25 protein-coding genes are annotated in these 25377 nt (G+C 59.7%); 6 read left to right on the top strand and 19 right to left on the bottom strand.

Annotation, left to right across the window (positions count from 1 at the left end; translation table 11 throughout):
- Positions 1–292: 292 nt before the first annotated feature.
- From J2J98_RS13350 to J2J98_RS13340, 3 genes are all read right to left on the bottom strand, one after another.
- The gene (locus J2J98_RS13350) at positions 293–895 is read right to left on the bottom strand and encodes a hypothetical protein (protein ID WP_207601293.1); all 603 of its coding nucleotides are present in this window, start codon (positions 893–895) and stop codon (positions 293–295) included.
- Between the two features lie 71 nt (positions 896–966).
- Positions 967–1416, bottom strand: coding sequence for a DUF6130 family protein (locus J2J98_RS13345; RefSeq protein ID WP_207601292.1), 450 nt, complete (start codon positions 1414–1416; stop codon positions 967–969).
- Between the two features lie 73 nt (positions 1417–1489).
- Positions 1490–1900 (bottom strand): organic hydroperoxide resistance protein, encoded by a 411-nt coding sequence (locus J2J98_RS13340; protein WP_207601291.1) that lies wholly within the window; start codon positions 1898–1900, stop codon positions 1490–1492.
- Positions 1901–2306: 406 nt separating this feature from the next.
- On the opposite strand from J2J98_RS13340, the gene J2J98_RS13335 reads away from it, so the two are divergent.
- Positions 2307–2528: a DUF2798 domain-containing protein gene (locus J2J98_RS13335; RefSeq protein WP_138393295.1), complete on the top strand. Its 222-nt coding sequence runs from the start codon at positions 2307–2309 to the stop codon at positions 2526–2528.
- Between the two features lie 95 nt (positions 2529–2623).
- Here the strand turns inward: J2J98_RS13335 and J2J98_RS13330 are convergent, their stop codons facing one another.
- Positions 2624–3538 (bottom strand): LysR family transcriptional regulator, encoded by a 915-nt coding sequence (locus tag J2J98_RS13330; protein ID WP_207601290.1) that lies wholly within the window; start codon positions 3536–3538, stop codon positions 2624–2626.
- Positions 3539–3797: 259 nt separating this feature from the next.
- Between J2J98_RS13330 and J2J98_RS13325 the strand changes: the two genes are divergently transcribed.
- Positions 3798–4766, top strand: a complete 969-nt coding sequence (locus J2J98_RS13325) for a DMT family transporter (RefSeq protein WP_207601289.1) — start codon at positions 3798–3800, stop codon at positions 4764–4766.
- 307 nt (positions 4767–5073) lie between these two features.
- Here the strand turns inward: J2J98_RS13325 and J2J98_RS13320 are convergent, their stop codons facing one another.
- From J2J98_RS13320 to J2J98_RS13260, 13 genes are all read right to left on the bottom strand, one after another.
- Complete coding sequence (locus tag J2J98_RS13320; protein WP_207601288.1) at positions 5074–5706, bottom strand: hypothetical protein; 633 nt, start codon at positions 5704–5706, stop codon at positions 5074–5076.
- A 209-nt stretch (positions 5707–5915) separates the two neighbouring features.
- Positions 5916–6854 (bottom strand): sialate O-acetylesterase, encoded by a 939-nt coding sequence (locus J2J98_RS13315; protein ID WP_207601287.1) that lies wholly within the window; start codon positions 6852–6854, stop codon positions 5916–5918.
- 372 nt (positions 6855–7226) lie between these two features.
- Complete coding sequence (locus J2J98_RS13310; protein ID WP_207601286.1) at positions 7227–7565, bottom strand: slr1659 superfamily regulator; 339 nt, start codon at positions 7563–7565, stop codon at positions 7227–7229.
- A gap of 7 nt (positions 7566–7572) precedes the next feature.
- Complete coding sequence (locus J2J98_RS13305) at positions 7573–8133, bottom strand: slr1658 superfamily regulator (RefSeq protein ID WP_207601285.1); 561 nt, start codon at positions 8131–8133, stop codon at positions 7573–7575.
- Between the two features lie 3 nt (positions 8134–8136).
- Complete coding sequence (locus J2J98_RS13300) at positions 8137–10494, bottom strand: SpoIIE family protein phosphatase (RefSeq protein WP_207601284.1); 2358 nt, start codon at positions 10492–10494, stop codon at positions 8137–8139.
- Positions 10494–11666, bottom strand: a complete 1173-nt coding sequence (locus tag J2J98_RS13295; RefSeq protein WP_064705414.1) for a class I SAM-dependent methyltransferase — start codon at positions 11664–11666, stop codon at positions 10494–10496. Before J2J98_RS13295 ends, J2J98_RS13300 begins: the two co-directional genes overlap by 1 nt.
- Positions 11663–12172 carry a hypothetical protein gene (locus J2J98_RS13290; protein ID WP_138393303.1) on the bottom strand — a complete coding sequence of 170 codons (510 nt, stop codon included), beginning with the start codon at positions 12170–12172 and terminating at the stop codon, positions 11663–11665. The genes J2J98_RS13295 and J2J98_RS13290 overlap by 4 nt, the downstream gene beginning before the upstream one ends.
- A gap of 75 nt (positions 12173–12247) precedes the next feature.
- The gene (locus J2J98_RS13285) at positions 12248–13894 is read right to left on the bottom strand and encodes a putative bifunctional diguanylate cyclase/phosphodiesterase (protein ID WP_207601283.1); all 1647 of its coding nucleotides are present in this window, start codon (positions 13892–13894) and stop codon (positions 12248–12250) included.
- Positions 13895–14138: 244 nt separating this feature from the next.
- Positions 14139–14972: a sugar phosphate isomerase/epimerase family protein gene (locus J2J98_RS13280; protein WP_207601282.1), complete on the bottom strand. Its 834-nt coding sequence runs from the start codon at positions 14970–14972 to the stop codon at positions 14139–14141.
- Positions 14969–16174: an NAD(P)/FAD-dependent oxidoreductase gene (locus tag J2J98_RS13275; RefSeq protein ID WP_207601281.1), complete on the bottom strand. Its 1206-nt coding sequence runs from the start codon at positions 16172–16174 to the stop codon at positions 14969–14971. The genes J2J98_RS13280 and J2J98_RS13275 overlap by 4 nt, the downstream gene beginning before the upstream one ends.
- A gap of 99 nt (positions 16175–16273) precedes the next feature.
- Positions 16274–16585, bottom strand: coding sequence for a MocE family 2Fe-2S type ferredoxin (locus tag J2J98_RS13270; protein WP_138393306.1), 312 nt, complete (start codon positions 16583–16585; stop codon positions 16274–16276).
- Positions 16582–17616, bottom strand: coding sequence for a sterol desaturase family protein (locus tag J2J98_RS13265; RefSeq protein ID WP_207601280.1), 1035 nt, complete (start codon positions 17614–17616; stop codon positions 16582–16584). The genes J2J98_RS13270 and J2J98_RS13265 overlap by 4 nt, the downstream gene beginning before the upstream one ends.
- A gap of 168 nt (positions 17617–17784) precedes the next feature.
- On the bottom strand, positions 17785–18786 hold the full coding sequence (locus J2J98_RS13260; RefSeq protein ID WP_207601279.1) for a LacI family DNA-binding transcriptional regulator: 1002 nt from the start codon (positions 18784–18786) through the stop codon (positions 17785–17787).
- Positions 18787–19015: 229 nt separating this feature from the next.
- Between J2J98_RS13260 and J2J98_RS13255 the strand changes: the two genes are divergently transcribed.
- Both J2J98_RS13255 and J2J98_RS13250 read left to right on the top strand, forming a co-directional pair.
- Positions 19016–19708: a type 1 glutamine amidotransferase domain-containing protein gene (locus tag J2J98_RS13255; RefSeq protein ID WP_064705406.1), complete on the top strand. Its 693-nt coding sequence runs from the start codon at positions 19016–19018 to the stop codon at positions 19706–19708.
- 144 nt (positions 19709–19852) lie between these two features.
- Positions 19853–20296, top strand: a complete 444-nt coding sequence (locus J2J98_RS13250) for an SRPBCC family protein (RefSeq protein WP_207601278.1) — start codon at positions 19853–19855, stop codon at positions 20294–20296.
- A 164-nt stretch (positions 20297–20460) separates the two neighbouring features.
- Here the strand turns inward: J2J98_RS13250 and J2J98_RS13245 are convergent, their stop codons facing one another.
- Entirely contained in the window at positions 20461–20745 is a 285-nt protein-coding gene (locus tag J2J98_RS13245; protein ID WP_207601277.1) for a hypothetical protein, read from the bottom strand.
- Between the two features lie 485 nt (positions 20746–21230).
- On the opposite strand from J2J98_RS13245, the gene J2J98_RS13240 reads away from it, so the two are divergent.
- Positions 21231–24674 (top strand): VCBS domain-containing protein, encoded by a 3444-nt coding sequence (locus tag J2J98_RS13240; protein ID WP_207601276.1) that lies wholly within the window; start codon positions 21231–21233, stop codon positions 24672–24674.
- A 203-nt stretch (positions 24675–24877) separates the two neighbouring features.
- On the opposite strand, the gene J2J98_RS13235 is transcribed toward J2J98_RS13240, so the two are convergent.
- The gene (locus tag J2J98_RS13235; RefSeq protein ID WP_020921649.1) at positions 24878–25051 is read right to left on the bottom strand and encodes a hypothetical protein; all 174 of its coding nucleotides are present in this window, start codon (positions 25049–25051) and stop codon (positions 24878–24880) included.
- A gap of 125 nt (positions 25052–25176) precedes the next feature.
- Here J2J98_RS13235 and J2J98_RS13230 point away from each other — a divergent pair, with 125 nt between their 5' ends.
- On the top strand, positions 25177–25377 hold the full coding sequence (locus tag J2J98_RS13230) for a hypothetical protein (protein WP_207601275.1): 201 nt from the start codon (positions 25177–25179) through the stop codon (positions 25375–25377).

Genomic DNA, 25377 nt, shown 5'->3' with positions numbered 1-25377 from the left:
ATGTTTCCGCACCGCTCGCAGCTTAGCGTTCAAAGGTATCTGTAGCGTGTTTGTCAAGTCAGGCCTACAGGAGCGGCGTAGGAAGGACTCGCATCGCCGACGATACGGCCATTGATTTCGCCCACAACCGATTGTGCAAAGCAACCGGACTCTCCGATTATGCCACCGGGAAGAAAGCTGACATGGCCAAGCTCAGCCAGTTGGTCGCCATCGACTCGCGACGACAGATCGTCAGGCAGGGAGGGAGCGCCCAGCGGGCTTTCCGGGATAATAGAGGAGACACAATGTTTCCCTAGTTGCCCCAGCCAACTTCGAACCGATCAAATCGAACCTCGCTCAACGGCCGGTTGGCGGTGCTCAGCCTTACCGAACGAAGAACGAGATGAAGCTCAGGGGAATAGTATTGTTCGAAAATGATCGGAGGCAATTCCGTCAGTTCCAGACGGCTGTTGATGGCCCAAACCTTGTAGGAACAAGATACAATCGTTTCCTCTCCCAAGCCGTCGAACCTGATAAAAGTCGTGCCCGAAACGGTTTTCTTGCCATTGATGAAAAGCGTGGTGGCGGATTGCCAGTTCTTCTTCTGTGGCAGATCGTCCAACGCAATCGCATTCGCGTATTTCAGCTCATGCGTCCCGTTGGCACTCACTCGCTTTTCGACGAGCAAGGGGTGCAAATACACAGCCGACACCGGCTGCAGTGAACCGTCGCGCTCCATCAGCCGTTGTTCGGTGAGACGCTGGCCGTCCGGCTTGTAGAATACGGAATAGAAAGGCGCTTCTCTGGTCAGCAGCACGCCCTGTTTGGTCTCATTGGCGGTCAAGCAGTTGCCAAAGGCCGGTACCGCCAATGTTATTCCAACCAGCAGCGACAAACTTCTCAGCAAGATCGACATCCCAGATTCCCCTCATCCAAGTTCACTACCATGGTGCTTGGGTGAAATTGGGGAGATCGGAAAACGGACCTTTAATGTTGCGCACCGCCGATCGACGGTACTGTGAATTTCACAAGCTTTCCGCCCAGCACTTCGTGCACTGGTGTGGCGAGTTCGATGAGTACCTTGTGTTCGCCCGGCGGCAGGCCGGTCAGGACGATAGCGCCGGTGCCGCCCGCATCGGCCCACCGCCATGGCAGGTCGTCGATGCTGACATGAAGGTGCCCGGCCCGAGGCGAGACATCCGTCGCGCTGGCGCCGAAAATAGGCAGGATGCGGAAGTTCTCGGTTCGATAGGGAATGATCGCCACGCCTCTGGTGGCCAGCGGTTCTGCAAGGGGCTGATCCACGAAGAGCTCGGGCGCGGGTTCGTTCTTGATCGGAAGGAACTGCGTGGCCGCGTGATGCGGCGTCTGTGCATGGAGGGATGTGCCGGCGAGCAGGAAAGCTGCCGTTGCGAGGGCTCTTGCGATCGTGGTCATGACAAGTCCTTTCCAGTCGCGCCTGTCGGACCGGCATTGCCGGGACACCGACGCGACGTTGAGTTGGGGCCGATCAGGCGGCGTTGAGTTCGACGGCGATGTTGCCGCGCGTGGCCTTGGAGTAGGGGCAGAGCTGGTGAGCGCGCTCGACCAGGGACTTGGCGATGTCAGTCTCGATGCCCGGCAGCTTAGCGTTCAATCGCGCCTGCAGGACATAACCGCCGTCATCGGTCGAGACGAGGTCGATTTCGGCATTGACGGCAGCATCGGCGGGTACGCGAAGCTGGCGCTCGGCAGCGGCTCTTCCGATTGCACTGAGAAAACAGGCAGACCAGGCGGCGGCGAAGAGCTGCTCGGGATTGGTGCCCGGAGCCGAGGAGCCGGGCGGGGAGAGTTTCACATCGAGGCGACCGTCGGACGTGCGGGACGCGCCCTCCCGTCCGCCGGTGGTGCTGGTGGTGCCGGTATAGATGACTTTCGACATTTGGATGCTCCTTGTTCAATTTCAGCTGGTGAGACAGCTCACTGCTGGTTTGTTGAGCGCCGCCAGGACCCAGCTGGGTTCCGGGCGGCAATGACGGGAATATGAGATCGGAGAAATCCATCCGGTAGCGAGCAGGAGTGAGAGCAAGCCTCTCGTTTTCGCTCAGTCTTGCATCAGGTTGCGAGAAGCCGGAGCGATGTGGAGGATGTCGAAAAGCAGCGCGTTGCGGGGCGTATCGCTCGCGGCCGCCGAGGGTTCCCCGCCGTTCGGAGCTTGCGAACTCAAGAGGCTGCCTCTCAGCTTTCCCCGCTACCGCCGGTGCCGGCATTGCGCGATCTTCGAAGCGCTAACGGGGATTGAGACCTGCCGAGGCGGTCTTGATCTCTCATCCAGTCAGGAGACGGACATGAACACGCTTTTCAAACGCAAGATCGCCTTCGCCCTGTCGATGGGCATCGTAACGACAGGACTCATCTCTTTCACGCTGCTCGCGCTCAATCTGGGTTTTTCCGAGGGATTCGTGCTGACATGGCTGCGCTCGTGGAGCATCGCCTATCTCATCGTCATTCCCGCCATCCTGCTGATTGGCCCACAGCTTCAGGCACAGGTCGACCGCATCGTCCGCTGAGGAACCGAATCTTAGCGATCGGCATGACAATGACCATGCTTGGCGATTATCGGCATCATCAGGATTGGGCGCGGACGATTAGGAAACCGCGCGTTTCATTCCGGTGATGGCGCATCGCCATAATTGCTGCAGGCCGCGCGAAGCCGCGGCAGAATCCAATCGATGAAGGCGCGCAGCTTGAGGGCAAGCAGGCCCTGACGGGAATAAACGATGTGGATGGGCTTGGGCTCGCCGTCATAATCCTTCAAGATCTGCACGAGCATGCCCGAAGACAGCTCCTCCGGAACTTGATAGTCGAAGAGGCGGGCGATCCCGGCTCCATTGCAAGCGGCGGCGACGCAGTTGGCCGCGGTGTTCACCTCGATCCGGCTCCGAGGCATTACCTCGACCGGCTTCCCGTCGATCTCGAAATTCCAGAAGAAGGACCTGTCGTTGAACATGATGCCGTCGTGATCGGTGAGCTCGGTCGGATGCCGGGGAATGCCGTGCCGTTCCAGATAGGCCGGGCTTGCGCAGGTCAAGAGGCGGAACTCGCCGGCCTTGACCGCATGGAGCGAACTGTCGGCCAACTCGCCAAGTCGGATGGCGACGTCGACCTGTTCGTTGACCAGATGAACAGAGCGGTCGAGGGACAGGAGGTTCAAGGTCACTTCGGGATGCTTGTTCATGAAATCGAGCGCGATCGGCAGAACGTAGCGGTGGCCAAACTCGATCGGCATCGTGATGGTCAGCAGTCCCCGCGGCGTCTGATATTCGCCTGACGCCCTGCGTTCGACCTCCTCGAGATCGGCGATGATCCTGCGCGCCGCATCGACATAGTCGCGACCGGCATCGGTGAGCTGCAGGTTGCGGCTTGTCCGGATGATGAGGTTTGCGCCGAGATATCGCTCCAGATCGGCGACCTTGCGGCTGACGCTCGGCAGCGGCGCGTTCAGCTTCCGGCTGCCCGCCGACAAGCTGCCGGCGTCAACCACCGCAAGCAGAACCCGCATTGCATCAAGCCGATCCATGACATCCCGACGATTGAAAGCCTCGATCTTGAGGATATGGGAAATCGGTTCTGATGAACAGCAATGGCCGCGGGCGCCGCCTCATCCACCCGGCTAGCCTCTTGTCGTTCAAACGGCCTCGATGATGCAGAACCGCTTCACGATCCGGTGGATGAGCATCGAGAGGGTGGTTCTCATTTTCACCGGCTGCCGGCCAGGGCTCCCGGCCGGTACATTTCCCCCATCCGATCAAGGAGACGCAACTCAAGGGGTAATCGTCATGGACAGACTCTTCTACGTTGGCGTGTCGGCCGCTCTGTTTGCGGCCTTTGCCTTTTCGCTCAACTTTATCGTGCCCTTCATCATCGGCGGCTATTCCACCTTTGATTTTGCCCTCATCCGTCATGTTGTCTCGGCGCTCGTCGGGCTTTACCTCCTGTTTTCCGAAAAGGGTGTGCTGCGCCACCTCACACTTCGCAACTGCCTGAATGCCATCTGGCTCGCTTTCATCGGATATGTCGGCTACTTCCTGACCGTGACGGGCGCGGCCGTTTTTGCCGGCCCGGTCATCGCTCCCGCCTTTCTCGGCCTGGTGCCGATCGTATTGATGGTCGTTGGTAACAAGCGTCAGGGATCATTGCCATGGCGATCCCTCATGATACCGCTGGCGCTGGTGCTGGCCGGCCTTGCTCTCGTCAACGGCACGGCATTCACGGCCGAAGGATTGGATTCGGTGCAATCATTGTGGATTGGCGTGCCGCTGGCGCTTGCTGCCGTGGGACTGTGGGTCTGGTTCGCGCTTGCCAATCAGGCTGCACTGGCGGCTCGACCGGAAATGCCCTCCGGCGTGTGGGCTGCGCTGATACTGGTCGGAGGTGGCATCCTGATGCTGGCCTTCTACCCCTTCGGTGCCGCGCTGGACCTCTTCCGGCTTCCAACGCTGGGATTCGGCTGGAGTGCCGCCGGCAGCTTGTATGTTTGGGGCGCTTCCTTCGCGCTGCTGGCAACCGTAGGCGGCGTCTGGGCCTGGAACATTGCCTCGCGGAGCCTGCCGGTTGCCTTGGCCGCGCAATTGATCGTCTCTGAAACGGCCTTCGGTGTGGTCGGTGGACTTGTGGTGCATGCTCGTTGGCCGACGCCGATCGAGGGTGCCGGGATTGTCGTCCTGATCGCCGGCGTCGTTCTGTCCGTCCGGATTTTCTATGAAGCCCAATTTGCGTCGGGAAAGATATTGCTTGCGCAGGAGTGAGTTGCTGGACGGAAGACAGGCGCTTGCCGGCGCGCCCGCCTCGCCCATCGAGGCCCTGCAGGGCTCCTCAGAGTGAGGCTCTCTTGGGCGGAAGAGCAGGGGGCAGGCCGCTCATTATGTCAAACAGGCCTCTGCCGATCTGAAAGCTGAGCTGGTCAAGGCATAATGGCCGACAAGGAAGGCTCGGGCCGCCGGAAATTGGCAAAAAAATAGAGCATTTCCGGACGCAGACAGAAACGGAAATGCTCTCAGTTCGATGCGAAGCTTACCAGAGTCGGCTTCGCACCTCTCACATCTCGCCATGTGGCTATTCGTCTGGCGCCGCCGACGCGGCGTTTTCCAGCGAGGTGCGGATCTGATCAATCTTGCCGTCGGCTTCGCCAACCCCGAGAATGGCCTTGGCTTCATCCAGGACCGCCGGGCTGACCTCGCCGGTTTTCGTTGCGGAAGCCAATGCGTCCTCCAGCGCCTGATCGCCGAGCAGTGGATCGTCGGCCGCAGGCTCGATACCGTTGTCGAGTTCATACTGGGCATAAGCGACCGCGTAGGCAGAGATGGCGGCCATACGCGGGTCCGATGTGTTCATCAGCGCCCTGTAATTCCGCTTCAGGGAGTTCAGGCCGCCAAGCTGCGCTGAAAGATTCTTCTCTTTCTTGACGGTTGCGACCCTGTCCGTCTTCGTGGACTTGGACTTGCTTGCTGCCTCGGATGATTTGCCTTTCACGCCAGATGACTTGGAGCTGCCATGGTTTGAACCGCTGTTATGGCCGCCACCGTTTCCGTTGCCGCCGCCATTACCGCCGCCGTTGCCGCCTCCATTGCCGCCACCGTTTCCACCGTCCTTTGCCAGGGCGGTTATGTCGAGCCCAGCAATCGTTGCCGGGCTTGCTGCAAGCGCCAGTGAAAGCACGGCCAGGGACGCTAAGGTTGCTATCCGCATCGTTTTCCTCCGAATTCAGACCATCAGGTGCCGTGAAACTGCACGACTTAATCTGACTTGAAGGATAGATTGCTATCGCGCGTTGCACATCGGACTGAGGTCCGGTTCGTGGCACCGGCTATGGTCTTAGCCTAGAGGAAGCATCCGGGATGCTGCGCGCGGACGGCCATGGTTGAAGCTTGCGAAGGCGCGAAAACCGTCCGGAAAGACTATCGCGAGCTTTCCAGACCGCTATCGCTGCGCAGAAGGTTCAGCCAGGCCTGCGCCGCTTTCTCTCCGCCTGTGCCCCCGAAATGGCAATCGTCGTAGCGGTCGTCTCCATCGAGCAACGCGTCGGAATTTACGCCCTCTCGGATACCGTGGCCGCTCTTTGACAGGGCCAGTTGCGCCTGCACTATCGCATTGTCTGGGATATGCTCCTTGAAGCCGCCGTTGCTCGGTTCGAGGCATTTCGATGCGATCGAAATGTAAACGGGTGCTTCGACGCCGTGCTGACGCAATGTGCCGACCATCGACATGAAACGTTCCTGATAGGCTTCCGCAGTGGTGCCCATCACGAGGTCCGCCTCTCCTTGCACCCAGAGGACGCTCGTTACCCGATAACCGGAATCCCGGAGCTGTTTCATTGTATCGACCAGCACAGGATTGAAGTCACCGCCTGCCGCCCATCGTGCCACCTCAGACCCGGAATATGCGAGAGGTGCGAGGATGACGCTGTCATTTTGTCCCGAATCGACCAATTTGTTCCCGAGAAGCGTCCAGTACTCTCCCCTGGTGTTGGTCGATCCAAGAAGTGGTGACGCCGCGATGAAACACCGTTTGTCAAAGGCGTTTACAACACGAGCGCCATGATTTGACCGGTGCCGTTGTCCACCGTAGTTGGCAGCGTTCGATTGGCCAAGAATGAGTAAGACAGCCGTTCGATCAGTTTGAGCCGGGCAGGTCACAGCGGTTTTTGATTCATCCCCGATGAGTCGCTGCTTCTCGTCGAATGTATAACGGCTTGGAGCCGCCGCCTTCTCTCCGCCAACCATTGTCCTCAGCGAGGAAAGTTGTGGCCAAGGAAAGATCTCACGTCTCGCGCTCATGCCGCCGAGAAAGTACACGGAGATCAAGGCGGCCAGACCGACTGCTATCGTTTTGCGCATGCCGTTACCTTCTAAGATGGTGCTACGCGCTCGTGTCGTCGCAAAGATCGAGCTCAGCGGACGACGAACGTGTGGGTTGCCGAAAACCCGCTCTAAACTATAGTCCGGATCAGTGATGGCAATCATCCGGTTGGGTGAGAGATCCTGCTATGCAGCATGCTGTTCGATGAAGAAAACTCCCGTTGCTCGTCTAAGGCGATCATAGATCGGGGCGGCCAGGTTAACATGGGAGCGGAGCGCCGGTCACCATCAGAGATGCGGTTAGAGTTTGGCGAGACGCCAACTCCACTCTCCGTCATCCCAGGGCTTGACCCGAGGACCCATGCTGCGGTTGCTGGTGGGCACCCTTGTGGCTGCTCGGCTCAAGGCCGATCACGCCAGGCGCAAATCGAGGAGCGGGTGCAGCTTCTTCAAATTCGGGAGAGATTTTGCCTGCCACGGATGCTGGTTGGTGCCTTTGACGATGAGCAGGAGGTCACCGATTTTTCTGGCTTCGATCGTCAGCTTCGCCAGCAGATTGATGCCCGAGGAGTTGAGGAATTCGAGGCCCGTCAGGTTGAACGTCACCTGTTTGTGCCCCTCGTGGAGGAGCCCTGTTATCAATGAATAGATCGGCGCATAGGCGTCCGGCCCTGCCAGGCGGAAGACGCCGTCGAAATAGACTTCGTTGTTTTCCGCCCATACGCGGAAGTTCTCGTCGCTGATTTCCATTCTTCGCTCACAGATTGGAGGAGGGTGGCATTGCCACGGCTGCAGTCGTCGTCAGTATGATATGCTCGTCCTTATTCTCTTCGAACGTCCATGCCATTCTCGCATCGTAATCGCTCAGAAGGGTTAGCAAGCCCAGCCCGGAACCGCTTTCTGGCGATATGGCGTTGGTTTCGATCTGCTCAAGAAGAAGGACGCCTGGATCCTTCAATTGAAGGCGATGCAGGAGTTGCTGAAAGCGAGACGAGGTCTCGCTGTCGATGGCGTTCTTGACCCGGATCAAAAAGCTTCCCTCGACCATACCCGCCTCGATCAGGATCTCGCCGGGCTGTCGAAATTTGACGGCATTTTCGATCAGTTCGTTGCTGAGATAGCCGATGTCATGATGCGCCTGGAGGTAATCCTTCCTCGAGCGCGCATAGGGCAGGGCCATGATTTCCGCGATGAAGTCCGAAGTCATTCCCGAATGCTTCCATCCGAGCTGAAGCGGACCATCGCTCAATTTCAGGCGCGCACCGGAATCCAGGCTGATGTCTGCAAGAGATTCGATGCCGTATATTCTGGGCGCCATGTCTCACCTATGCCGTACTGCCAGAAGCGTGATGTCGTCGTAGATCTTCTGCGATCCGATAAACTGCATCAGCGTCGCGACAATCCCGGAAACGACCTTATCGGCGCTCTGACCCTTCAAGCGAAGCGCCTCGCTGCAGAGACGTTCGATGCCAAACAATTCTCCCGCACCGTTTTCTGCTTCTGTTACGCCGTCCGTGTGCAGGAGTATGAGGTCGCCTTTCTCGAAGGCTATTTCACGGGTTTTGATGAATGCGGAAATATCGGCTTCCAGACCGATTGGGATGCCCAGATCCATGGTGTCGATGCGTTGGATTTCACCGTTTGACCGTATTATGACAACCTCCTCATGCTGTCCCGACAGGATCAACTCCTTGCCGTCATAATCGAGAAAGGCCAGGGTCAGATGCTTGTCTATTTTCGTTCTGACTATGTTTTTGAACAGGGCGCTGTTGAGATTCGCCAGGAATTTGACGGCGTCGGAGTTCCCGGCCTCCTGGAGGGCACGGGCGACGGACTGGACCATCAGCATCAACACGCCGCTTTCCAGCCCGTGGCCGGTGACGTCGCCGATGCCAATCTTCAGTCGCTTTCCGTGCTTCAATACGTCGTAATAGTCTCCGCCGACTTCCTCCGCCGGTCTCATATAGGCTGCGATCTCGATGTCCTGGAATTCCTCGAGCTCCTGTTGCAACGGAAGAACCATCAGCTGGATTCTCTCGGCGACGGCGAGCTCCGTCCCAAGACGGCGATTTTCCCGTTCGAGCTGCGCATTCAGTGCCGAAATCTCTTCCTTCTGATCTTCGATCTGGGCCGTTCGTTCTTCGACGAGCTGCTCGAGATTTTCGGTGTGATAGCTGATCTGCTCGGCCATCCGGTTGAAGGCTTCACCAGCGGCGCCGACCTCATCCTTGCTTGTGATCGCCACCCTGACGGAATAGTCCTGCGCCTGAATCCGTTTAGCGGCACCCGCAAGTGCGCTGATGCCGCTCGTTATCCGTTTCGAAGCCGCAAACACGGCGATCGCCACGACAAGCAGCGATATCAGGATTGCCAGGATCTGGTAGATCACGATCCGGTTGGTGGCTTCGGAAATTTTCGCCTGGGCGGCATAGAGGGAGGCATCGATTTCCCGTTCCGGCACGACCAATCCCAGCAGCATCGCCTCCTGCCGAACCGGGCCGCTGGACCAGAGATTGGTGGCGGGCAGCTTCTTTACCATGACGATATAGGGAACCTGGTCGCCCTCCCGCTGCAATAGCAGATGTTGAATGCCCTGTTCCCGGTCGAGCGCCAGCTGCGCTATCGCGGGCTGGGAACTTCCCTTCAAGGAACGCTCCAGCCCGGTCACCCCGGTTCCGCTCGCCTCGCTGGCGGAACGCAGGCCCAGCGTTTCTTCGCCCGTGGCGTTGATTGCGATCACGTTGCCGTCGGACATTGCCAGAAATCCAAAGCCGGACTGCGCCACTTTCACATTTTCGACGGTTTGGGCGAGCTGGTCGAGCGTGATGTCGGCGCCGGCCGTCCCGGCGACATCCTTCCTGTCGGCGGTCCAGAGCGGGTGAAAGAAGCTGACGATCAGCTTGCCAGTGATAGCATCCGTATAGGGCGCCGTCTGTGTGATATCATCCGCGACCGGTCGCGTTTTCGCGTCTCCGGCCCAGCTTTGCCAGGACTCGTAAAGGCCGGGAAAGAAGAAATTCCAGAAATCGGCTTCGTTGTGCCCGGGGTACAGGCGATCGAAGGTCTGCGCCTGGTCGGTGTAGGGCGCCGTCCTGAAGATCGGTCGTTCCTTCGGTCCGATGTAATACATTTGCAGTTTTGAAGCGCCATGTTGCAGCAGGCTCGGGGCAACCAGATCGAGAACCGCGCTTGCCTCGATATCGCGCTTGATATCGGCTGTCGGCTGATGGTCCTGTCCGAGCAGGTAACCCCAGACGCTCACCACCGAAGCGGAACCGGGCGCATTCTGAGACCATTTCCCCTGCTCGTCGTAAAAAACACTGACGCTGCCGGGGGACGTGCGGGCAATCGCCGCGCCGACGTCTGTATTGCGGGCAGGATTGTCGATCTGCGCCTGGAGCACGCCTGCCAAGGTGTCGACGTCGTTGTGAACCTGCCGCAGGAGCAGGCCCACCTGGGCTGCGGTCGAATCGGCATAGGTGCGTATATACTCCTGGCTGGCGGCCTCGAGACCCTGGCCGACCTCGAGCGTCGCGTCACGCGATAGTCTCTGCACATTCCAGAGCGCCAGGCCACCGCTGACCAGCAAATCGAAGAGAACGGCTCCGCCGACGACCAGGATGAATTTCGCCCGAAACGACCTCAGTCCCACTGATCTCTTCGATGATCCCCCGTCCATTACAGCGGCTTTCGACCAGAGGCAGCCCAGATCGGCCAGCCTGCGTAACCTTTGGGGTGAAGAGCGGCAAAGACGTGATCCTTGAAGCCCTGCCGGAACCTGCGGATGAAGTCCGGCGAGTCGCCGCGGCGGACCGCCATCTCGCCCGCATAGACGTTTTCCCAGGCTTCGATGATGTCTGCGAAATCCTGGGGATCCCCGTCAAGGTTGGTGACCATGAAGCAATCGACCTTGATGTCCTCCAATCCGGCGTTGAGGAGGAGATGACGGCTTTTCGGTCCCATCTCCACGTCCATGTCGAAGTGCCTGAATAATTTTGCGACTTCCTCATAGGTCCATCTGATCGAGTCGGCATGTGGCTCTCCCAGACAATGGGAATTCTTTTCATTCGTGATGTAGACGCGGCCGCCGGGTTTGCAGATGCGATAAAGCTCCCGCAGGAGAATTTCGGGGCGGTTGAAAATCTGCAGCGAGTGCCGGCAGGTCACGAAATCGAACTGATTGTCCCGAAGCAGCATCTGAGAAGCGTCGCCATACGTGTACTCGATGCCTTCCAGACCGAACTCGGCGGCGACCTTGCGGGCATATTCGAGACTGCGCGTGGAGTGGTCCAGTGCGACAAGGCGCGTTGGGTTGAATTCGCGGTGAACCAGAGCTGCGAAATCTCCAATGCCGCAGCAGATATCGGCCATAGCAAGACCGCTGCGCAGACCATGGCGCGGCAAGAGTTCGCGCTCGTGCCTCCATGTCATTTTCGTCTGCGTCCGCAGAATGGGTATGAAGCTCTCGTCCTCGACGAAGCTTTGACCTGGATAAAAGGCAGAATCATAGACTTCGACCGACAGGTTCGATTGGGATTCCGTCAGCATCTCGAACAGCGACGCGGACCATACCATCACGCTCGAGGTAATGATCTTGATCTGCCGTTCCGGCTTGGCGCGGCAAGCCGCCGCAAGGACATCGGCCAGGGCGGTGAAGGCCGTCATATTGATGTGCGTCAGGCGTTTGACGTTGAGATAAACGACACCGCTGTATTTTTCCAAACTTTGCCGTATCAGCTCGAGGGCATCGGCAATTTCGGCGGTGCTTTCGGGCCGCATCTTGCCGGACAGCACGAGCTCTTGATTTGTCGGATCAAAGCGCGCAGTGAAGGGCAGGGGAAGAAGGCTCATCGGAAGTCCTCGTCGGAGGGAAAATCCGCAACAATTTCGACCCCATCCGCGCCGCCTTGCTCGACCCGGATCGCTGCGCCGAATATTGTTTTCAAACTGTTGAGCAAAGCCGTCCCATCGGACCTGGCAGCCAGGTGACCAGACGCGCTGACCAGGGCAGGCTGTGCTTCACCTGTACTTGGCTCGGTGTGCTTGCGGCCAAAATCCTCCTCGCAGGGAAAGGCAATTCTCAGCCGATTGAACGTCGCGCTGCGATAGAGACTGAAACTTATCGTTCCCTGCTTGTCCGTCGCACGGGAGGCGAGTTCGATGAGTTCGTTCGCCGCGACTGAAAGGAAGTTCGAGTAGCGAGCGGGATCGCTGTGACCCTGGCCGAGGATGTCGGAGAGATATTCGGTAATCTCGTCGCAATACTGCCAATGGGATTTGAACACCGCAACATTCATCTCCAGCGATACCATCGGCGAAAATGCCTGGTCATCGAAGCGGGATGCTGTCTCTTCCAATACACCCTCCCTTCGTCTGTCTATAGCGTCAGATTTGCACCGGTTTCAGTAGCATAGAGAAAATTGGGCCGCGCGCTATCGTCTCGTGTTGCTTTTAGTTTCTTCCGCCCGGCTTATGAATTCGTCGATTGCCGCTACGGGAAGTGGCCTGCTCACCAGATAGCCCTGCAGCCTGTCGCAGCCCACACCGCGCAGCCATTCCGCCTGACCTGGTGTCTCGACCCCCTCTGCAGTCACCTGCATGTCGAGGTCATGCGCGAGGTTCACGACACAGCGGACGATTGCCTGGCTCTTCGGGTCGGTCTCAAGATCGGTGATAAAGTATTTATCGATTTTGATCGTGTCGAAAGGGAATGTCTTGAGATAGCTCAGAGACGAATATTCCGTGCCGAAGTCATCAAGCGAAATTCGTATTCCCAGCACGTTGAGAGTGATCAGGGTGTCGATGTTGTTGACGGTCCGCTCGAGCAGCACGCTTTCGGTTATTTCGAGCTCCAGACGGTCGGGCGGAAGTCCTACGAGGTCGAGCGTATGGGAAATCCGGTCGGTGAGGCCGCTTGTCAGGAATTCAGCCACCGATAAATTGACGGCGACCAGGTAGTTCTCCGGCCACTTCATCGCCTCACGACATGCCTGCTCCAAAACCCAGGCACCTATATCCGGCATCATTCCATCCGCCTCGGCCATCGGGATGAACGCCGCCGGCGGAATTTTTCCGAGCAGGGGGTGCTGCCATCGCAGCAATGCTTCGAAGCCGACAACGCAGCCGCCTTCGGCAATCGGTTGGTATTCGACATAGAACTGCTGTTGGTCGAGCGCCGTGCGCAGGCTGCGCCGCAACAGTTCCCGTTGCTCCAGTAATTCTAGCATTGTCGGGTCAAAGGCTTTTGCCCGACCGCGCCCTTCCTTCTTGGCAGCGTAGAGCGCGAGGTCGGAAGCCTTCATAAGCTGTTCCGGACTCGTCCCGTCCGACGGCGCGGTGGATATGCCGATGCTGGTACCGACAAAGACCGCGATGCCGTCTATCGTAAAGGGTTTTTTGAATGCGGCAACCAGGTCTTCCGCCAAGCGGTGCGCTTTGGCCGGATGTCCCCCGTCCACGCAAATCACTGTGAATTCGTCACCGGCCAATCGGTAGGCTTGATCATCTTGGGAAAGACAGGCTTGGATACGAGTTGCCGCAGATTGAAGGAGCTTGTCGCCAGCAGCATGCCCGAGCGTATCGTTGACGGGCTTGAAATCGTCGAGGTCGAGCTGCATCAATGAGAGGGGCTCGCTCGAGCCAGCGGTTTCCTGCAGCAGCGCGGTCAGGTCCTCGCTGAACTGGCGCCGGTTCGGCAGCCCTGTCAGCGGATCATGGGTGGCGAGATGCAAAAGGGTTGCGCGCTCGTCGTCGACCTGCTCCTCGGATCGGACCACGGCAAACAGATCACCAATCCGATAGATCGTCAGGTCATGTGGGCTGCCGAGAGCGCCTGATATGCGCAAAGGCTGGGAGCTATCATCCAGTGAACGGAAAGCCAGCATGATTGCCGACTTGTCCAGCTCCGGAAAATGCTCCCAAAAAGAAGCGGCTGGTTTGACAGAAGGTGGCAGCGCGCTGCCAAGCAAATCTTCAACGGGATTGAATTCACGGTCAAAGAACAAAAGCCGGTCGATCAAGCCGGAAGTTATTGGCTCCGTTTTTTCGAGGGCCAAGCGGGCAGCAGGAAATTTCCGCATGTCGGAGGCTCTCCCTAATCAAATGTCCTACCAGATAATAAAGCAACTTAACTCCCGCACAACTTGTGCACGTTAAGAAATACATTAGGCATTTCTGATTAACAATCCCCAACCTCTGCCAACACGTCCACAGCTGTGGACGCGCCTGTACTGATCTGACGGAGTTGTTGGCCGCCACCATAGAAGCGGCGGTAAGGGCTGACGAGAGAACGGATTTCCGAGCGATTGTTCGTGCGGCTGCGGATCAGGTAATGGCAGGCCACAGCTCGCGCACCATCTGGCGCAGCGCCAGCGCCTCGGCCCATCTGTCCGTGGAGTCGTTGCCGTCTCTGCCGGTGATAGCATAGGGTTTGGGGCCCAATTCGCACGTAAAGACCAGCTCGGCGTCCTCAGCCGCGCGTGATCGCCAATGGCGAAAGCCATAGTCCCACCATTGCAGGAAGAGGTCGAGCCAGGGCCGGTGGTGCGGAAAGGAGATCTCAATCTGCACCTGTTCGCACGAGGCAACGCGGCCGTGAAAGGCATGTGCATTCTGTAGGATGCGGCGGATGAAGGCGTGATTTTCCTCATCGACCGGAAAGGCAAATTCGCGCCCGACGAGGAAATGCGACAGGTCGGCCAGCAGCGGCAGATCGGGACGGCGTTCAAGCAGATCCAGCGTAAAGAACAGGTCCGTCGTCATCCTGTCTCGATGGGTTTCGATGAATACCGGGATGCCCGCATCTTCGGCGAGCCGCATCCAACCATCGAGAAGCGGCAGGCAATCGTCGATCCGGCGGGGACGGATATCCGGCTGCAGGTTGATGTGGCTGACCGGAAAGGCCGCGGCAAGTTCCAGCGGCAGACGCAAATCCTCGACGCAACGGGGAAAGCAGACCGCTTCGATCTTCAAGCCGGTGCCCTGGATGGCTTGGTTGAGGCGGATCACATCCCCATGGCTGGTATAGTGCGCACTGATGCCGTCGAAGCCCGCTTCGGAGATCGCAGCGATGTTGTCGTCGAGTCTCAGCTCGACCCCGTCCGTGTTCCGGCGTTCCATGGCCCAGAGCGACTGGAAGATCAGGAGCTTCTGCATCATGCGGCCCGCGCGCTTTTCAGGAGGGTTTTCAGGTTCACCCCCGGGTCGGCCAATGCCGCCGGTTCCGGTCTGATAGATGCGGCGATCAGCATTTCGGCAAGCTTGATATGCTTGGCCAGGCTGTTGCCGAACCCAAGACCCGCGACGGCCACCAATCGCCCATCATCGAGATAAAATTCGAGCTCTCCCTCCGCCGTCGTACGCAAGACGGTCTGGTGCGCGGGCTGCGGCCGTCCCGCTATCTGCAGACCAAGATCGTACTGATCGGACCAGAACCAGGGAACGGAGGCAAAAGTCTCGGCAGCGCCGGCCATGTTCCGCGCTGCGGTCTCGGCCTGCATTCTGGCATTGCGCCAGCTTTCATGGCGGATGTGCCCTCCGCCGGGTTGGGCCACGGCGGCACAATCGCCGGCGGCAAATATGTTCGGGGCACTGGTGCGAAGACATGCGTCCGTCAGAATTCCATTTGCCGTGGCCAGCCCCGATGCTTCTGCCAAGGTCATTTCAGGGACGACCCCGATGGCGCTGACGACGAGGTCAGCCGGTAGGATGCTGCCATCGCTCAAAACCACACCATCCTCGCCGATTGCCGCAACGGTCCGATCAAGATGGAAGCGAACACCTTCGGCAGCATGCCGGGCATGCAGCTTGTCGGCAAAGCGGGCAGGGACGGCGCGGCCCAAAACTTTCGGCGCGGTTTCGATCACGCTCACCGCAACGTCCTTTCCGCGAAGGACCGCTGCGAGCTCCATCCCGATCAGCCCTGCGCCGATGATCGCAACTCGCCGGCCGGGCGCGACATTGGCGAAGATCGCTTCGGCGTCGGCGTGGGTGCGGAAGTCGAGCGCGCGTTCCGCGCCGGGGCACGCAAGCCGTCTCGGCCTTGCGCCGGTGGCCAGCAGCAGCTTTTCGTAACCCAACACCCGCCCGTCGCTCAACGATACTGTCGCAGCGACGGCATCCAGTTTTGAGACCGAGCAGCCCTCGAGATAGGAGATGCCGGCCGCCTCCAGCGCTTCTCTCGCGCAGATCGGCGTCATCTGCACCATACCGCCGACCGGTTTCGACAGAGGCGGCCGCTCATAGGGTAGGTGGGGTTCGGCTCCGACCAGCGTCACGGGTCTGCGATAGCCCGCCTCGCGCAGGGCAAAGGCCGCCCGGGTTCCGGACTCGCCAGCGCCTATGATGACGATACCGTCCATGCTGTTCTCCGAAAATACAGATTGATTCACGTCATCACCCCTGGTGTGCGGCTCACCCGTTCTCTTCCTGGAAGGCCCGGCCTTTCTGAGAGGTGCCGGCTAACCAAGTGCCACGCGCACCTCGCCGTCGACCACCTCCGCCGGGTAGGTCTTCAGGTTTTCGCAGGCCGGCAGCCTCAGCGCTTCACCGGTGCGATAGTCGAAGGCGCCCGAATGTTTCGGACACTCGACCTCGAAATCAATGACCAGCCCGTCGGCGAGATGGATCGCCTCGTGTGTGCAGAGCCCTGCAGTGCAGTAGACGCTGTCATCCGGACCACGGTAGATCGCGTAGGTGCGCCCGCCATGGTCGAAGCGGATGGCGCCTTCCTGTTCGATGTCCTCGAGTTTGCCAGCGGTGATCCAGGTCATTCGGCGTCGCCTCCGGCTTCCAGGCTGGCTTTGCGGGCCGCGAGTTTTTCCTTTCGCCTGCGGTAGCGCTCCTGCATCTGCGCCTCGCCTTCAGGCGAGCCGTCGTGCCAGGTGCCGAACCACTTATCGAGCGGGATCAGGGCGTCGCCGTAATTCACCTCGAAATATTTGTGGTGGAGGTAATGGGCGTAGGCGTGGCTATCGACCAGCCCCTCCCTTCCGACCTCGATCTTGTCGAAGCCGACATGGCCGGGAATTGCCCCGAAGCCGGCATAGTGCAGCTGATAGAGCATGATGACCGGGTTGGAGGGGAGGATCAGGTGGTAAAATGCGGTGCCGAAGTAGAGCAGATGCTCGACCGGATGCATCGACAGCGACGACCAGGGCGAGGGGTTGACCGAGTTGTGGTGGACCGAGTGCACCCATTTGTAGAGGAAGGGCGTGTGGATGAGCCGGTGGATGCAGAAGAAGTGGAATTCATGGATGACCGGAACCACGAGCGCGACGAGTGCCAGCGTCCAGGGATTTTCCGCAAAGCCGAGCCACGGCGCATAGCCGTTGGCATAGGCCCAGAGCATGCCGACCTCGGCGGCGGTCCAGATGGTGACGCCCGAAAGGAAGGTGCGCAAAATATTGTCGAGGTTCTGGCTTTGGAACCAGAAGACGTTGTTTCTCTGTTCGCCGGGAAACTTGCCATTGTACTTGAAGCGGTTTTCCTGGCGCTTCAGAACATAGAGATGCAGTTCGAAGGCGCCGTAGAACAGAAACACGCAGATCGCATTCACCGCGTAAAGCCGCGCGATCCAGCCGAGGCTCAGCGTCTGCATCGTGGCGACGGGGGGAATGATCCACGCCCAATAGGCGAGCGCGGAGGCTGCAAAAATCAGATTCCAGGGAAGGAAGTAGTGCGGCAACCATTTCAGGACCGCCGTCAGTTGCGGCGGGAAGGCGAAAAGCGGCGCGGTTTCGGCCGGCCGGTCCGGCGCCCAATCGCCGCGTTTGTTGCGCTTGCCGAAGTTCAGATCATCCATTGGCATCTCCTCCGGGCGCCGGACGCCTCCGTGCCCGCACATATGTTTGCTGGGGAGAGCGCCGTTTGCGCCTTTGGTCAGCCGGCTCTTGCCGCGCCGGATTGCCTCCCTGATGCGAAATTAGCAGCGGGGGTTCAGAACGGCGAAGCCTTCCTTGATCTAATTAGATCAAAGGCCTTCCTTGGTGATGGTGATGAAGCGGATCGGTGCCTGGTCCGGTTTGATATCGGTCAGGCCGATGCGGTGCAGAACGAGATCGAGCGCCCGCCGCGCCTGCGCCTCCGGCGCCTGATCCAGCACGACATCCATGATGCCGTCCTCTAGCGCCGCGCGGGTATAGTCCGTCAATTCATGGCCGACGAAGAACACGTCGCCGCCGCGCGGATGCCGGCGAAGTACCTCGATAAGGGCGGAGTTGGCGCCGCCGGCATTGTAGAGACCGGCGAGGTCCGGATAGCTCGCCAGGGCGGACCACAGGAGATCGGCGCTGGTGCGCTCCTCATCACCACCGAACCCCAGCCATTCGAAATTCGAGGTGCCGGGATGATCGCCGAAATAGTCCGAAAAGCCGCGGATCCGGTCGCGATGCACCTGATAGATGGGATGGCAGATCGCAACGACAGGCCCAGTTCGAAGTGCCATTCGGCTGATATAGAGCGCAGCCGTCCGGCCGGCGGCATTATTGTCGATGCCGACGAACTCCCCGACGCGCTCGGAAGCCCGGGTGACGACCTGGACCACGGGCAGGCCTTGCGAATTTACCTTTTCCACCGCGGCGCTGATCAGGGGGCTGCTTGGCACGGCAAGGATCAAGCCAGCGCGTGAAAGGTCGGTGGAGAGGATGCGTCGCGCAATCGCCTCCGGATTCATCTCGTCCGTGAAACTGCGGTGCACGACCACCAACGGATCGAGAGTCGCCGCAGTCCTTTCGAAGGCGTGGGATAGGCGACGATAGAAGCTCGTTTCCGGACGAACCATCAGCACTTCTATCCGGAGCAGGCCGCGATGGGTGTCGGGAAGCTTGCGCGGATAGTCCAGGTGACGCGCGGCGGATATGACCTTCTCGACCAGTTCCGGCCGAACGCCCCCGCGTCCGTTCAGGACCCGCTCGACCGTGGCCGTCCCGACGCCGGCGTGGCGGGCGATATCCCGATAATTCGGCTTGCTCACTTTCCAGTCCTTCGGATGCTAACGCGATGTGGTCGAACCTACGGGCAATTTTTGCTTCTTCATACAGCCGGGCGCCAAAACGCACAGGCAGTGACACAACGCAAAGCTTGTTTCGCGGGTGCAGCCGATCTATGATTTCTCACAATTCAGCATGAGATTGCAGGCAGAATTTCACCGTTAAACCGGCACGGTAGGCTTTGTCCCTCCGGCCGGGCGAAGGAGCTGGGCAATGAAAATTCTCATGGTTCTCACATCACATGATCAGCTGGGAAATACCGGAAAAAAAACCGGCTTCTGGCTTGAGGAGCTCGCGGCTCCTTACTTCGTCTTCCGTGACGCCGGGGCCGAGGTCGTACTCGCGTCGCCCAAAGGGGGCCAGCCTCCGCTCGACCCGAAGAGCAACGAGCCAGCATTCCAGACGGAAGACACGAGGCGATTTGAAAAAGATTCGGCCGCGACCGCTGCGCTCGCCAACACGTTGAGGCTGTCCGACATCGACCAGGCCGATTATGACACTGTGTTCTTCCCCGGCGGCCATGGCCCGCTTTGGGACCTGACGAACGACCGCAATGCGCACTCACTGATCGAGGAGACACTTGAGGCGGGAAAGCCGCTGGCACTCGTCTGCCACGCACCGGGAATCCTTACCAATGTCAAGGCGCCAGACGGCGGGCCGATCGCGAAGGATCGCACTGTGACCGGCTTTACCAATTCCGAGGAGGCCGCCGTGCAGCTCGTCGAGGTCGTGCCTTATCTGCTCGAAGACGTGCTGAGAGAACAGGGGGCTAGGTTTTCAGCAACTGATGACTGGGCGGTGCATGTGGTCCAGGATGGGCTGCTGATCACCGGACAGAACCCGGCCTCGTCGAAGCAGGCCGCACGCCTGCTGCTCAACGCGCTCGGCAATCAGGCCGCAGCATGACGCGCATGGGAGAAACGTGTCTGCGGTGCGGTGCAGTTGGGCTTCGAGCGATTTTTCTTAAAGAAAAGCTTTGGCGCAGTGTCGGGTCGGCGAGGGCTTGTCCGTCCTTAGCTCGTTCATTCCGTCTACAAAAGGATCACCATCATGCCAAGCACCATACGCCTGCACCGCGTTTTCGCGACCAGCCCGAAGAAGGTCTATCGCGCCTTCATCGAGGCTGACGCGCTTGCCAAATGGCTGCCGCCGAACGGCTTCCTCTGCACCGTGCACCACCTGGAACCGACCGTCGGCGGCACCTTCAGAATGTCTTTCCGCAACTTCACGACCGGCAACAGCCACGCCTTCGGCGGCGAATTTCTCGAGCTCGTCCCTGGCGAACGCGTTCGTTATACGGACAAGTTCGAAGACCCGAACCTGCCGGGCGAAATGGAAGTTACCGTGACGTTGAAGAAAGTCTCGGTCGGCACCGAGGTGGATATCACCCAGGCCGGCGTGCCGGATCTCATCCCGCCCGAAGCCTGCTACCTCGGCTGGCAGGAGTCTCTGCGCAACCTTGCCCGGGTCATCGAGCCGGATATCAACGAATAGTGTGACTGCGCGAGACTAGACGAGCCGCGCAGCCGCTTGCCACTTCTCCGCCCGTCATTCCACAATATTCCGTGGAACGGGGGCGGAGAGGCGGGAGTTGCAGGGGCTGGGGGTGGTCGGCCGAATTCTAAGTAATGAGCGCTTTGCTTTATTGTGCTGATCGTCTAGCGCGCGGGAAGCAGCGAAGACAGCCAGAGGGAATAGGTCAGGGATATGCCAGTCGACCACAAGACCATCGGCAGTGTCATCGCCTCAGAGATCAGCCTGGCCGTTTCCTGTGGATCGAGCTCCCAGGAAAACAGCGCGACCGCCTGTCCCGGCTGGCGAGTCTCCGGGAGTGCTTTCTGCATGTCTTCGAGCACGGACGCGGTAGCGGCTTGTTCGGCTGCTGACGCGTTCTGAACTGGAACAATCGCGGTATTGGCATTGTTTTCGGCTTCGCCGGACATTTGGAGCTCCTTGTTTGGTTTCGTTGGTAGAAAGCCGATCCGGGGCTAGAAGTTTCATGACATGTCGATGAAGTGATCGGCGTGGACTCAGCCGATGCTGACCTGATCGAGGAAAAGGGGAAACGCTCTGAAATTTCCCTCGCTTCGTCAACGCCTCGCGCACGCCGTCGCACCCCATTGCTCATTAGGCCTGAGCTCTGCGATTTCAGCCTCGGCGATCGCCGTCGCGCGCGTGCCCCGCCGACAAGAGGCCTCTCTCGCAGCGAACTCGGCCAGAAATTAACTGTCGCAAGAAAATCGCCTTCCATTTCACAGTATATATGTTAACACTTTATTAGGAGTGGGGAGTATTCCGGTTTTGATCTAAGAAAAATTGGCGTTGTTGCCGATAAATATCGGCGCGGCGGTGCGTTTTCGCGCTTCCGGCCGGTTTTATAAACTTGAATCAGTGCTGGTTTACTTGTGTTGTTTGTGGGGGTATTCTGATGGGTACGCAAAGCAGCGGCGGTGGCAGCACGATTTCTTTCGCCAATACGCCACAGGCGACGGATGACTCTTACATTTGGACGGAAGACCAGCTGCTCAGTCTCCAGCTCTACAACGCGGCTACCAAAACCATAACCCTCGACGTGATGTCGAATGATCTTGGCGGGAATGCCAAATCCCTGTTCTCCGTCGACGATGGAGACGGCAATCCAATTACCACCGACTATGAGCTGCTTGCGAAAGACGTCGGAGCGAATGGGGCATCTGCCTGGGAGAAGACCCTGCTCGGCAATTGGGTCAGGATCAACAATGGAAAGATCGAATACCGTCTTAGCGATGGAAGCGGCATCGCGGGCTCGGGCGCGGATATCAACACGCTGTCTGCCGGTGAAATCCTCAAAGATAGTTTCGTCTACGCGATACGACTCGGCAATGGCACGCTGAGCGAGGCAAATGTCACGATTTCGCTCACCGGCGCCAACGATGCGGCTTCGATCGTCGTCGATGCGACGGTCAGCGACGACCGGGCGACGGTCGAGGCGGGTGCGGCCGGCAGCGGCGATCCGAATGCCTCCGGCAAGCTGACGGTCAGCGATGTCGACGACGGCGAGGCGGTGTTTGCCGCCCCGGCCTCACTCGACGGCATCTATGGCAGCTTCAGCTTCAATGCCGCCACCGGCAGCTGGACCTATACGCTCGACAATAACCGGGCGGCGACGCAGGCGCTCAACCAGGGTGACGCCGTCAGCGACATGCTGAGCGTCAGCTCGCTCGACGGCACGGCCAGCCACAACATCGTCGTCGCCATCACCGGCGCCAACGATGCGGCTTCGATCGTCGTCGATGCGACGGTCACCGACGACCGGGCAACGGTCGAGGCGGGTGCGGCCGGCAGCGGCGATCCGAGTGCCTCCGGCAAGCTGACGGTCAGCGATGTCGACGACGGCGAGGCGGTGTTTGCCGCCCCGGCCTCACTCGACGGCATCTATGGCAGCTTCAGCTTCAATGCCGCCACCGGCAGCTGGACCTATACGCTCGACAATAACCGGGCCGCGACGCAGGCGCTCAACCAGGGTGACGCCGTCAGTGACACGCTGAGCGTCAGCTCGCTCGACGGCACGGCCAGCCACAATATCGTCGTCGTCATCACCGGCGCCAACGAAGCGGCTTCGATCGTCGTCGATGCGACGGTCAACGACGACCGGGCGACGGTCGAGGCGGGTGCGGCCGGCAGCGGCGATCCGAATGCCTCCGGCAAGCTGACGGTCAGCGATGTCGACGACGGCGAGGCGGTGTTTGCCGCCCCGGCCTCGCTCGACGGCATCTATGGCAGCTTCAGCTTCAATGCCGCCACCGGCAGCTGGACCTATACGCTCGACAATAACCGGGCGGCGACGCAGGCGCTCAACCAGGGCGACGCCGTCAGCGACACGCTGAGCGTCAGCTCGCTCGACGGTACGGCCAGCCACAATATCGTCGTCGCCATCACCGGCGCCAACGATGCGGCTTCGATCGTCGATGCGACGGTCAACGACGACCGGGCGACGGTCGAGGCGGGTGCGGTCGGCAGCGGCGATCCGAATGCCTCCGGCAAGCTGACGGTCAGCGATGTCGACGACGGCGAGGCGGTGTTTGCCGCCCCGGCCTCACTCGACGGCATCTATGGCAGCTTCAGCTTCAATGCCGCCACCGGCAGCTGGACCTATACGCTCGACAATAACCGGGCCGCGACGCAGGCGCTCAACCAGGGTGACGCCGTCAGTGACACGCTGAGCGTCAGCTCGCTCGACGGCACGGCCAGCCACAATGTCGTCGTCGCCATCACCGGCGCCAACGATGCGGCTTCGATCGTCGTCGATGCGACGGTCACCGACGACCGGGCAACGGTCGAGGCGGGTGCGGCCGGCAGCGGCGATCCGAATGCCTCCGGCAAGCTGACGGTCAGCGATGTCGACGACGGCGAGGCGGTGTTTGCCGCCCCGGCCTCGCTCGACGGCATCTATGGCAGCTTCAGCTTCAATGCCGCCACCGGCAGCTGGACCTATACGCTCGACAATAACCGGGCCGCGACGCAGGCGCTCAACCAGGGTGACGCCGTCAGTGACACGCTGAGCGTCAGCTCGCTCGACGGCACGGCCAGCCACAATATCGTCGTCGCCATCACCGGCGCCAACGATGCGGCTTCGATCGTCGTCGATGCGACGGTCACCGACGACCGGGCGACGGTCGAGGCGGGTGCGGCCGGCAGCGGCGATCCGAATGCCTCCGGCAAGCTGACGGTCAGCGATGTCGACGACGGCGAGGCGGTGTTTGCCGCCCCGGCCTCACTCGACGGCATCTATGGCAGCTTCAGCTTCAATGCCGCCACCGGCAGCTGGACCTATACGCTCGACAATAACCGGGCCGCGACGCAGGCGCTCAACCAGGGCGACGCCGTCAGCGACACGCTGAGCGTCAGCTCGCTCGACGGCACGGCCAGCCACAATGTCGTCGTCGCCATCACCGGCGCAGATGATGGGCCAGCTAGGCAGGCACCGACTGACATTAAGCTGACGCCCGTCGTTCCGGCGGACAGCGTCAACTTCAATAATTTCGAGTTCAGTGGTCTGCTGTCGGCGACTGATCCCGACGCAGGTGGATTCAGCTTCAGCATTGCTTCGCAGTCGAATCCGGGCTTGTTTTCGATAACCGGCAATACGCTTAATTCGGATGCGCTATCAACGAACGGCACATTTTCAGTGACGGTAACGGCAACGCAGACCGGTGATCCGATGGGGCCGGCCTTCGAAAAGACCGAGACGTTCACGATGATCACCGGTGGTAATGGCAATTCAGTCGACAATCCGAGCGGTGGGACGGGCGACGATGTGCTCTACGGCGGTGGCGGTAACGATATGATGTTTGGGCTCGGAGGTGACGACACTCTTTTCGGCCAAGACGGCAACGACACCCTCAACGGTGGTGTCGGCAATAATACCCTGACCGGGGGCGTGGGAAATGACACTTTCTTTTTCCAGAAGTTTGCCAACACCACGAACCATATGACTGACTTCAACGCTGGGACGAATAGCACAACCGTGGACAGGTTCCAGTTGGACGTTGGAGGCGGCACGTTCGAGTTCGCGGTCGGCAACAACGATATAAGCGTTGACAATGTGAAGGTGGGGAACAACGGCACGATCAATGTTGCCGGAACGGAGGTGGCCGTCAAAACGGACGTGAGTGTCACGAACGCAACGGTCCAGAGCACCATCAATGGTTACAGCAACATCACCACAGGGGCTTTGTTCGTGTTCCACAATACGGATCTCGGCCATGCGGCAGTCTACTACGATCAGAACCCAAGTTCAGCCGGCGGCGCGGTGCTGGTTGCTGAATTCGACAACATCACCACCCTTGGCGGGCTTGCAAACTTCAACTCGGGTGACTTCCTGTTTGGCTGAGGCGGTCTGTGATCACGACCAGGATTCACGGGGCTCGCAGACGATGAGGCACTTTTCCGACAGCAGCCGAACTCTACCTCATTACCGCGCTGGGGCCTGACGAGGACCTCCCGGGAGCTTTGTGCGCCGAGCGCGCTGGGCGCACAAGACTCATCGGGCGGTCGATAGCGTCACTTCACACGCGTTGCGGCAGCGTGCCGACTTCAATTGCTCCCATCGTTCGGCCTTGCCTTGGCGCTGTCGTTGGTGGTGTCCGACGCTGTTTTTCCGTCCGGTTGTTGGCCGAAATAGGTGCCGCCGAGGTGGCCGCCGGCGCTGGTGTTCCTGACCTGCTGTTCTGCACGTTTTTGAAGTTCACGAACGTTGGTCTTGCTCATGTTCGGCTCCTTTTTCGAGGTTCACGACTTCTCACCAACCGGTGGGGGCCGACACAGTTCCATATTTTCTGCCGGAACACTTCCTGGCCTTGGCGGTTTTCCCTACTCAACTAGGAGAAACGACGATGGGCATGACAACTCCCAAGGACGGGCCTCCGGGCACCACCGATCAGTCCCCCCGCTGGGAAGGACCGAAAGGAAACACTCCGCGCGGCTACGTGAAACCCAAGGACGATCCGGACAAAAACCGCGACGCCAACGGCGAAAACAATCGCGACCCGGAGATGAGCGACATTTCCGATGCGCTGAAGCAGAAGGGTGAATGA

This window comes from Rhizobium bangladeshense, assembly GCF_017357245.1.
Classification (GTDB): domain Bacteria; phylum Pseudomonadota; class Alphaproteobacteria; order Rhizobiales; family Rhizobiaceae; genus Rhizobium; species Rhizobium bangladeshense.
Note: the sequence above shows the minus strand (reverse complement) of the source record. Positions and strands in the feature narration are given on the sequence as shown.

Excerpts from the sequence above, each read along its gene's own strand:
- J2J98_RS13350 (WP_207601293.1), bottom strand. The coding sequence starts at position 895 with ATGTCGATCTTGCTGAGAAGTTTGTCGCTGCTGGTTGGAATAACATTG.
- J2J98_RS13345 (WP_207601292.1), bottom strand. The coding sequence starts at position 1,416 with ATGACCACGATCGCAAGAGCCCTCGCAACGGCAGCTTTCCTGCTCGCC.
- J2J98_RS13340 (WP_207601291.1), bottom strand. The coding sequence starts at position 1,900 with ATGTCGAAAGTCATCTATACCGGCACCACCAGCACCACCGGCGGACGG.
- J2J98_RS13335 (WP_138393295.1), top strand. The coding sequence starts at position 2,307 with ATGAACACGCTTTTCAAACGCAAGATCGCCTTCGCCCTGTCGATGGGC.
- J2J98_RS13330 (WP_207601290.1), bottom strand. The coding sequence starts at position 3,538 with ATGGATCGGCTTGATGCAATGCGGGTTCTGCTTGCGGTGGTTGACGCC.
- J2J98_RS13325 (WP_207601289.1), top strand. The coding sequence starts at position 3,798 with ATGGACAGACTCTTCTACGTTGGCGTGTCGGCCGCTCTGTTTGCGGCC.
- J2J98_RS13320 (WP_207601288.1), bottom strand. The coding sequence starts at position 5,706 with ATGCGGATAGCAACCTTAGCGTCCCTGGCCGTGCTTTCACTGGCGCTT.
- J2J98_RS13315 (WP_207601287.1), bottom strand. The coding sequence starts at position 6,854 with ATGCGCAAAACGATAGCAGTCGGTCTGGCCGCCTTGATCTCCGTGTAC.
- J2J98_RS13310 (WP_207601286.1), bottom strand. The coding sequence starts at position 7,565 with ATGGAAATCAGCGACGAGAACTTCCGCGTATGGGCGGAAAACAACGAA.
- J2J98_RS13305 (WP_207601285.1), bottom strand. The coding sequence starts at position 8,133 with ATGGCGCCCAGAATATACGGCATCGAATCTCTTGCAGACATCAGCCTG.
- J2J98_RS13300 (WP_207601284.1), bottom strand. The coding sequence starts at position 10,494 with ATGGACGGGGGATCATCGAAGAGATCAGTGGGACTGAGGTCGTTTCGG.
- J2J98_RS13295 (WP_064705414.1), bottom strand. The coding sequence starts at position 11,666 with ATGAGCCTTCTTCCCCTGCCCTTCACTGCGCGCTTTGATCCGACAAAT.
- J2J98_RS13285 (WP_207601283.1), bottom strand. The coding sequence starts at position 13,894 with ATGCGGAAATTTCCTGCTGCCCGCTTGGCCCTCGAAAAAACGGAGCCA.
- J2J98_RS13280 (WP_207601282.1), bottom strand. The coding sequence starts at position 14,972 with ATGATGCAGAAGCTCCTGATCTTCCAGTCGCTCTGGGCCATGGAACGC.
- J2J98_RS13275 (WP_207601281.1), bottom strand. The coding sequence starts at position 16,174 with ATGGACGGTATCGTCATCATAGGCGCTGGCGAGTCCGGAACCCGGGCG.
- J2J98_RS13270 (WP_138393306.1), bottom strand. The coding sequence starts at position 16,585 with ATGACCTGGATCACCGCTGGCAAACTCGAGGACATCGAACAGGAAGGC.
- J2J98_RS13265 (WP_207601280.1), bottom strand. The coding sequence starts at position 17,616 with ATGGATGATCTGAACTTCGGCAAGCGCAACAAACGCGGCGATTGGGCG.
- J2J98_RS13255 (WP_064705406.1), top strand. The coding sequence starts at position 19,016 with ATGAAAATTCTCATGGTTCTCACATCACATGATCAGCTGGGAAATACC.
- J2J98_RS13250 (WP_207601278.1), top strand. The coding sequence starts at position 19,853 with ATGCCAAGCACCATACGCCTGCACCGCGTTTTCGCGACCAGCCCGAAG.
- J2J98_RS13245 (WP_207601277.1), bottom strand. The coding sequence starts at position 20,745 with ATGTCCGGCGAAGCCGAAAACAATGCCAATACCGCGATTGTTCCAGTT.
- J2J98_RS13240 (WP_207601276.1), top strand. The coding sequence starts at position 21,231 with ATGGGTACGCAAAGCAGCGGCGGTGGCAGCACGATTTCTTTCGCCAAT.
- J2J98_RS13235 (WP_020921649.1), bottom strand. The coding sequence starts at position 25,051 with ATGAGCAAGACCAACGTTCGTGAACTTCAAAAACGTGCAGAACAGCAG.
- J2J98_RS13230 (WP_207601275.1), top strand. The coding sequence starts at position 25,177 with ATGGGCATGACAACTCCCAAGGACGGGCCTCCGGGCACCACCGATCAG.